Below are 7,056 nucleotides of genomic sequence, written 5' to 3'. Positions count from 1 at the left end.
CCAACCTCTCTTATTCTCCTTTGGCTGCTTTAGAGCTTTATATTAAATGTTATAAAACTAATTTTTGTTCTCGATTTTTCTCGTTGCAAAGAGAATTATTTTTCTTATAACCATCAGTTATTTATACATACATTAATATAAATACAGATAAATTTGGCATAAACTTTACAAATATCTTCATAAATGGAATAAATATGTTCTTATACGGAATGGTAGATGCTTAGATTTAACAATACAAAAAAAGTTCTGCCTGCAACTTAACGTTTGCAAACAGAACTTTCTTTATCGGGAATTTCTTTCATCCATATTGCAATATCAATATGAATTTTGCTTTAGCCTTTTATTTTGCTATACAATTTTCTGTAATTTAAGCTTCCTGTTTCTTTGGAATCACAACCGATGCTCCGATGCTGGCGAGCAATACGAGAAGGATAATGACGAGAGAAGCTACTGCATCTATCTCGAAGAAATCGTGGATGAGCATCTTCACACCGATGAACACCAATAGCACGCTTACACCCACCTTCAGATAGCGGAACTTATCGGCTATCGCTGCCAAGAGGAAGAAGAGCGCTCGCAGGCCCAAGATGGCGAAGATATTGGAGAAGAACACGACAAACGGGTCGAGTGATACTGAGAATACGGCAGGAATACTGTCGAAAGCAAATATCAGATCGCAAAACTCGATGAATACCACCGTCATCACCAAAGGACCTAAGTGCAGACGTCTTTGCATGAACTTCACCACAGGATGTTCAAGTGCATTGATTTCTTCCTTCTTATTTCTATTCAGGAACATCTTGGCTCCGCTATAAACTAAGAATCCTCCGAATACAAGCAATATCCAGGCAAATCGGCTGATGAGGGCTGCACCTGCAAAGATGAAGACAAAGCGAAGTACGATGGCTCCCAAGATTCCCCAGTTTAATACATGCTGATAATCTTTCTTATCCACTCCGAATGAACTGAAGATCATCATCATCACAAAGAGATTATCTACGGAGAGCGTCTTCTCTATCAGATAACCTGAGATGTAAGAGATGGTCATGTAGTGGCGATATTGTTGCAGACTTGCCTCATAGTCATTCGGATCCAGCTTGAGATGAGAAGCATAGCGTGAGGCTATCAGTTTCAAATCGTCAAAATTCTCTATGCCGTGCACCATATCGCCATGGAAGTAGATGAATACGGCGAAGGCGAGGGCGAGAATAATCCAAACTGCTGTCCAGGATCCAGCTTCCTTGATGGAAACTACATGCGCCTTTCGGTCGATAACCAGCATGTCTAATACGAGTATGGCAGCGATGAATATCACGAAGCCCACCAAAAACATCGATTCAGTAAAAACATGTTCCATTTTTTCTTTTCTTACCTATTTTATATATATAATACCTAAATTATTCCTATTTCATCCAAATCTGATTCATATCATAAAATAACCAGATTCTTTATCATAGAATTTTCAGATTCATTTCAACCATTAGAAACGTGGCGCAAAATTAGAAAAAATATTCGAAATAGAGAAAGTTCCATGAGGAAACTTAATTGAATTTAACGTGAATAATGAGGAATGTAATAGGATTGTAATATGCAGAGGGAAGAAAAAGGGGCGATTGAGAGATATTAGTCCATCAGGATTGACACAACTTCCTCTTCATTAGGCCAATGGGGCAGATAGAGCAGTGGGCGAGGGGTGCCCCCCAAGCCCGACCAGTCTATCTGTTTCACGTAGTCAAAATCGGGAGGACCGAAATCGAAGCTTCGACCATAGAGGACTATGGCTCCCCGACCTTCGTCTATTTTCCATAGTCCTCCACCGTATGTGCATTGCTCTCCTGGAGTCAGCATATCACGGTGCAAATAAACGTGTCCGAATCTCAGTACACCCTCTCCATTGATAATGAATTTCTGAAACATGAATTTTATTATTTATTCTGTTTTATCAGCCTTGTCATTTTATCTGCGACAAAATTATAAAGCTTTTGAATGCAATACAAAGATTATTTTTCTTTCCAAAACAGTTGGTCAATAAACTCATAGCGCTTCTCCATCTGGGCATCAGCTTTTACCTCAGTATTCACATCTATCTGAAGCACAGGAGCTACGGACTTGCCGTTGGTAGATGGCCATTCCGGCAGACCCAGACCGTTTGGATTTCCGGTCTTCACGAAGTTTACATAATATTGGCTGAAGATTTCGCTGATCATGTAATCCTCAGGTTGCCAGTTGAACACGCGGTTGGTAGGCAAAGTGCCCATTGCATATTCTATGTCGGCAGAGTGAACGGCTCCCTTATCCTGTGGAGCAGGAGCTGCATCTTCCTTAGCATCTACCACGCCGCCAGCCAAAGCTGCCACCTTGCCCTTGATGGCCATTGCTGGGCGAGGATGACAATAGCGATAGCGGTAAACTGGCTGTCCGCCGGTCAGCTTGTGCATGTTGCCCCACTTCCAGGTAGAATAATCCAGGAAGATATCCGAAGCCAGATTCACACCCGGCTGCTCCAACACATCCTTGTCGCTGTTGATTCCGTAAAGACGGAAGAGTTCGTCGATGTTCTCTTCTCCGAAGGTAGCCTTGGCGCCAGCTTTCAGGTTCTCAACGGTTGGCTTTTTGCCCATCAATACTGCCCCAGGGTTCATCTCCAGGTTGTTGCCGCCAATGAGCAGAGGCACCTTGGTCTGTTCGCCCTTGGCAAATACCTCTGTAGGCTGTTCTTTCATGAAATATCCATCAACATTATAGACAGGAAGGGCTCTTACGCCCGCCAGCATCATCAGTTCCTCGGCAGGCAGGGCACGAAGTTCGTTGAGGTTCTTCATACCTACGTTCTTTTTCACCTTCTTGCCCGTTTTCTTGCCTATCTTCTCTGCTATTTTCTGGGCAAGCTGCACGCCTTTCTCCTCGGCTTCCTTCAGTGTAGCAACTTTCTTGAATCCCATCACCGAACCGCTGGAACCCATAGCCTGGGCAAAGAGTCCCTGGCAGAGAGGGGAAGCCATCAGAGCACTAACCGACATGGAACCGGCTGATTCACCTACAATGGTAATGCGGTCAGGATCACCACCGAAAGCCTCGATATTATTCTTTACCCATTGGATAGCAGCTACCTGATCCATGAAACCATAATTTCCTGAGCCCTTATAGGAAGTCTCCTTGGAGAGCTGAGGATGAGCAAAGAATCCGAAGATGCCCTCACGGTAATTGGCTGTGATAGAGATGATTCCCTTTCTCGCCATTGCATCACCAGCATATCGAGGTTCGCTTCCGCTACCAGCCATCAATCCTCCACCATTGAAATAAATCAATACCGGCAGATGTTCCTTCATGGTCTTTGCGGGAGTCCATATATTCAGGTAGAGACAGTCCTCGCTATTGTTCTTTGTTCCGAAGTTCATATCACCGAAGATAGGTTCCTGCATCGGGTTCGCTCCGAATTCCTTAGCCTCGCGCACACCCTCCCATTTCTGTACTGGTTGCGGAGCCTTCCATCTGAGATTACCTACAGGAGGTGCTGCAAACGGAACACCTTTGAAAACCTTGATGCCAGAGAGATCCTTTCCTTCGAGGATACCTTCAGCAGTTTTGACCTGTGTCTGTGCCATCATTCCCATAGCAGGGAGCAGAAAGGCGAGGGATAGAAATAGTTTTTTCATCTGATATAATTTTTATGATGATATATTTTAAAATGTGCTTTAAAGTGCCGTATTTCCTTAGTGATCATGCAGCATTTGCAAAACGATATTGCAAAAATAAACAAAATATCAATAGTTTGACTTGTTTTCCTCATACTTTTTTTATATTTTTGCAAAAATAAACAGAATACGAACGTAAAACATGAATTAAATATAGAAAATGATGGAAGGTTATAAACAGAAGAAATATCCCGTAGCCACCAAGCGCTACGTACAGTGGTTGGAGTTAGAATCGGATGAAGAGGCTATCCGTGAATATCGCAAATTGCATTCCGAGGGTGTGCAATGGAAGGAAATTCGTGATGGAATCCGACAGGTAGGCATTCTGGAGATGGAGATTTACATCTTCGGCAACAGACTGGTGATGATAGTTGATGCGCCGGAAGATTTCGATTGGGACAAATCAATGGCAGAACTTGCCACACTCCCAAGACAAGCAGAATGGGAAGAAGTGGTAGGCAAATTCCAAAAATGCGGCAAAGGTGCTACCAGCGATGAAAAGTGGCACATGATGGAACGCATATTCTATCTCTACGATTAATTTTCCATAATTGTAAGTCTTTTATCGTTTGTAAATTAAAATTTATTTCTTAATAAAGTGAGGATGGAGTTCATCTCCATAGTTGGGAGCATATCTGAATCCATTCAACTCGAAATTGAATATATCTGAAGGCTGGTCTATCCGATTTTGAATGATGAACTTAGTCATGGCTCCACGGCAACTTTTGGCATGGCCGGATAACATCTTGATGGTGTCACCCTTGTCCACATAAAATAAAGGTTGAATCACCTTTACCTCTTGGCAAACTCGCTTCCAGTCGAAGAGATGCTCAAACTCCTCGGTGGCTAGATGAATGAGGATGCCATCGTTTGCCTTTACAGCCTCAATCAACATATTCGTAAGATAATTTTTCCAAAAGGCAAAGAGATTCCTTCCCTTAGTAGCATCCAGCCTTACCTTTCCTTCCATGCGATAAGGATGAATCATATCCAAAGGACGCAACAGACCATATAGGAAAGAGGTGATGAAGAGATGATCTTGTGCAAAAGCAAAATCATCTTGGCTAAAGTTGTCTGCCTGGAGATATTTATATGCCTGGCCATAGTAGGCAAGGATGGAAGGCAACAACTCTTCCTCGTTCCAGAAACTCTGATATCGTTGCTGATTTTCCAGGGCGATGGCTTGGTTGCATTTCAATTCCTTCATGAGACGATTTGTGTCCCATGTGGAAAGTTCCAAGGCAAACAGTCCGGCTTGTTCCTGAAACTTAGGCTTGCTTTTCATCGGAATGTCCACAGATGTGGCAGCATTCATGATTTTGGCTGATGCTAAGAGTATTTGCATATTGATGTCGGTTATATTCTTTATGATAGGATATTCTGTAAGATCTCGTCCAACTCCTCCAATTCAAATGAAATCATATTGTATAAATTATTTATTCTATTTTTATTTGAGTAGCATGAACTCCCCTTCAACCTTGCAACCTTCGAAGCCCATTTCTCTGGCTTTGTCTGATCCGAAAGTGAAATAGACGGCTTCGCCCTCATCACAAACCTCGCCTTTGGAGTTCTCCAGAGTCAAGTGGATGGTGACGATGTTGCGGCGCTGGCTGGCGATGTGACCACGCACCGTAATCTGAGAATCGGTGGTCATCACAGGCTTCTTGTACTTCACGTTTAATTGCATCGTAACACCAGTAGTCTGCAGCTTGCGGTTGATGACCCAGCCTGCTACTTCGTCCATCAGCATACTAATGATGCCGCCATGCAAGGTATTTACCCATCCCTGATAATTCTCACCAGGTTTCCAGATGGTAAGAACATCCTCATTCTCTTCCCAAAATTCAAGGTGCAATCCTACCGGATTGTTTGGTGCGCAGCAAACGCAGTTGTAACCTTCCTTATTCAGATAAGGATTCAATATTTTTTTCATATCAAAAAACTCCTTTTCTAAGTGGAGATTCAATCTCCCACATTTAAAATATCATTTAGCATCGCAAAGATACGAATAATATCTGATAAAACAAAATTTTTAAGTGATGGAATACCTACAAATGGGTATTTTGCAAGAAATGCATACTAAAGTGGTGTGATAGAATACCTATTTTTAGGTATTGCAAGGTAGTTTTCTTAATTATAACTTTGCAACCCGAATTGGATTTAAACTCGCGGGAAGCGAGTGAGTGAATAAAATGAATAAATATTATACAAAAGCATGAAGATGAAGCGCATTGTTATATTAGTATTATTAGGCATGTTCTGTTTAAATCAGACCCATGCACAGGTTTTCAGGGGACAGTATATTTCTGAATGGCAATGGGATATGAACAAGAATACCAACCTTGTGAACCAGTTGAGATTAGAACTGAGTATTCCAATAGGAAACGGAAAGGATTCATTCGAAGCAGCAACGCTCCATGTGGCAAAGACCAACGATGGCATTATAGATGACTGGCAGGGGTTTTCAAACATAGATGAAGATAATCATTTTGCCCTCCTTGCCGTGTTGGGTTACATGCACGAGTGGAATTCAGGCCATCTGTTTGCGGGTGTGAGGAATGTAAACGAGGATTTCTTTACATCAGACATTACGTCACTATTTCTCAACAGTTCTGAAGGAATTTTTCCTACCATTGCATCCAGTTATCCGATAGCGAATTATCCACATTCGGGATTAACCCTTTATTTTGATGTTACGAAGGGAAGATGGACCTTCAAAAATAGTCTGAATAATGGTGCAGGTTATAGTGGATGGAAAGCTCACGATAATCCTTTCCTGGTTCGTCCAAAAAAGGATGGAATCTTCAACATGTCGCAGTTGGAATATAATTATAAAGGTGGAAAATATTTTGCAGGTATTGCCCTTCATACCCGTCAATATCCGATCAATGAGGATGGGGAAATGGTATCTTCTGATGAATCTAGGAGCAAGCTTACCGGTGCCTGGTGGGTCTATGGTGAACAGGAGGTTTGGAATTCTGGAGAAAAGACGATTTCCTGCATGGTGCAGTATTCCGAGAATACGAGTCATCAGAATGCTTGTTACCGGTATGCAGAAGTGGGCGGTTCCTATCAGGATGAAAAGAACGAGTGTGGCTTGTCTGCCCAGTATGCCCGTTTCCAGCAGGGAACAGAATGTTCTTTGGAGGCTACTTGGAAAAGACAGTTGACTGAATCCATTTCCATCCAGCCTTCATTCCAATACATTAAAAACGACAATGGAGATTTCACGGCACTCTGTGCCCGACTCTATGTAAGTTTCTAAAGGAAGAGAAATTTAGCAAAAAGTGTACATCGTTTGACTTCAAAAAAAAAAACAAACGATGTACACCTTTTTTATAAGGTAAAATAACAGCTATCT

Annotated in this window: 7 protein-coding genes; 2 read left to right on the top strand and 5 right to left on the bottom strand. The window is 42.2% G+C overall.

Features of this window, described 5'->3' with window-relative positions; genetic code table 11:
- Positions 1–367: 367 nt before the first annotated feature.
- The 3 genes from DW917_RS11920 to DW917_RS11910 form a co-directional block, all read right to left on the bottom strand.
- Positions 368–1,357 (bottom strand): TerC family protein, encoded by a 990-nt coding sequence (locus DW917_RS11920; RefSeq protein WP_118118999.1) that lies wholly within the window; start codon positions 1,355–1,357, stop codon positions 368–370.
- A 266-nt stretch (positions 1,358–1,623) separates the two neighbouring features.
- Complete coding sequence (locus tag DW917_RS11915) at positions 1,624–1,917, bottom strand: hypothetical protein (protein ID WP_118118996.1); 294 nt, start codon at positions 1,915–1,917, stop codon at positions 1,624–1,626.
- Between the two features lie 83 nt (positions 1,918–2,000).
- Positions 2,001–3,656, bottom strand: a complete 1,656-nt coding sequence (locus DW917_RS11910; RefSeq protein WP_118118994.1) for a carboxylesterase/lipase family protein — start codon at positions 3,654–3,656, stop codon at positions 2,001–2,003.
- Positions 3,657–3,858: 202 nt separating this feature from the next.
- On the opposite strand from DW917_RS11910, the gene DW917_RS11905 reads away from it, so the two are divergent.
- Entirely contained in the window at positions 3,859–4,236 is a 378-nt protein-coding gene (locus DW917_RS11905; RefSeq protein ID WP_022110910.1) for an L-rhamnose mutarotase, read from the top strand.
- 42 nt (positions 4,237–4,278) lie between these two features.
- Here DW917_RS11905 and DW917_RS11900 read toward each other — a convergent pair whose 3' ends face one another.
- Both DW917_RS11900 and DW917_RS11895 read right to left on the bottom strand, forming a co-directional pair.
- Positions 4,279–5,040 carry a YaaA family protein gene (locus DW917_RS11900; protein WP_118118990.1) on the bottom strand — a complete coding sequence of 254 codons (762 nt, stop codon included), beginning with the start codon at positions 5,038–5,040 and terminating at the stop codon, positions 4,279–4,281.
- 102 nt (positions 5,041–5,142) lie between these two features.
- Positions 5,143–5,628, bottom strand: a complete 486-nt coding sequence (locus DW917_RS11895) for a PaaI family thioesterase (RefSeq protein WP_118118988.1) — start codon at positions 5,626–5,628, stop codon at positions 5,143–5,145.
- Positions 5,629–5,949: 321 nt separating this feature from the next.
- On the opposite strand from DW917_RS11895, the gene DW917_RS11890 reads away from it, so the two are divergent.
- Positions 5,950–6,960, top strand: a complete 1,011-nt coding sequence (locus DW917_RS11890) for a carbohydrate porin (protein ID WP_233524725.1) — start codon at positions 5,950–5,952, stop codon at positions 6,958–6,960.
- Positions 6,961–7,056: the final 96 nt, after the last annotated feature.

It is taken from the genome of Prevotella sp. AM42-24, assembly GCF_003461825.1.
Classification (GTDB): domain Bacteria; phylum Bacteroidota; class Bacteroidia; order Bacteroidales; family Bacteroidaceae; genus Prevotella; species Prevotella hominis.
Note: the sequence above shows the minus strand (reverse complement) of the source record. Positions and strands in the feature narration are given on the sequence as shown.

Coding starts and splice junctions, on each gene's coding strand:
- DW917_RS11915 (WP_118118996.1), bottom strand. CDS start 1,917: ATGTTTCAGAAATTCATTATCAATGGAGAGGGTGTACTGAGATTCGGA.
- DW917_RS11905 (WP_022110910.1), top strand. CDS start 3,859: ATGGAAGGTTATAAACAGAAGAAATATCCCGTAGCCACCAAGCGCTAC.
- DW917_RS11910 (WP_118118994.1), bottom strand. CDS start 3,656: ATGAAAAAACTATTTCTATCCCTCGCCTTTCTGCTCCCTGCTATGGGA.
- DW917_RS11895 (WP_118118988.1), bottom strand. CDS start 5,628: ATGAAAAAAATATTGAATCCTTATCTGAATAAGGAAGGTTACAACTGC.
- DW917_RS11920 (WP_118118999.1), bottom strand. CDS start 1,357: ATGGAACATGTTTTTACTGAATCGATGTTTTTGGTGGGCTTCGTGATA.
- DW917_RS11900 (WP_118118990.1), bottom strand. CDS start 5,040: ATGCAAATACTCTTAGCATCAGCCAAAATCATGAATGCTGCCACATCT.
- DW917_RS11890 (WP_233524725.1), top strand. CDS start 5,950: ATGTTCTGTTTAAATCAGACCCATGCACAGGTTTTCAGGGGACAGTAT.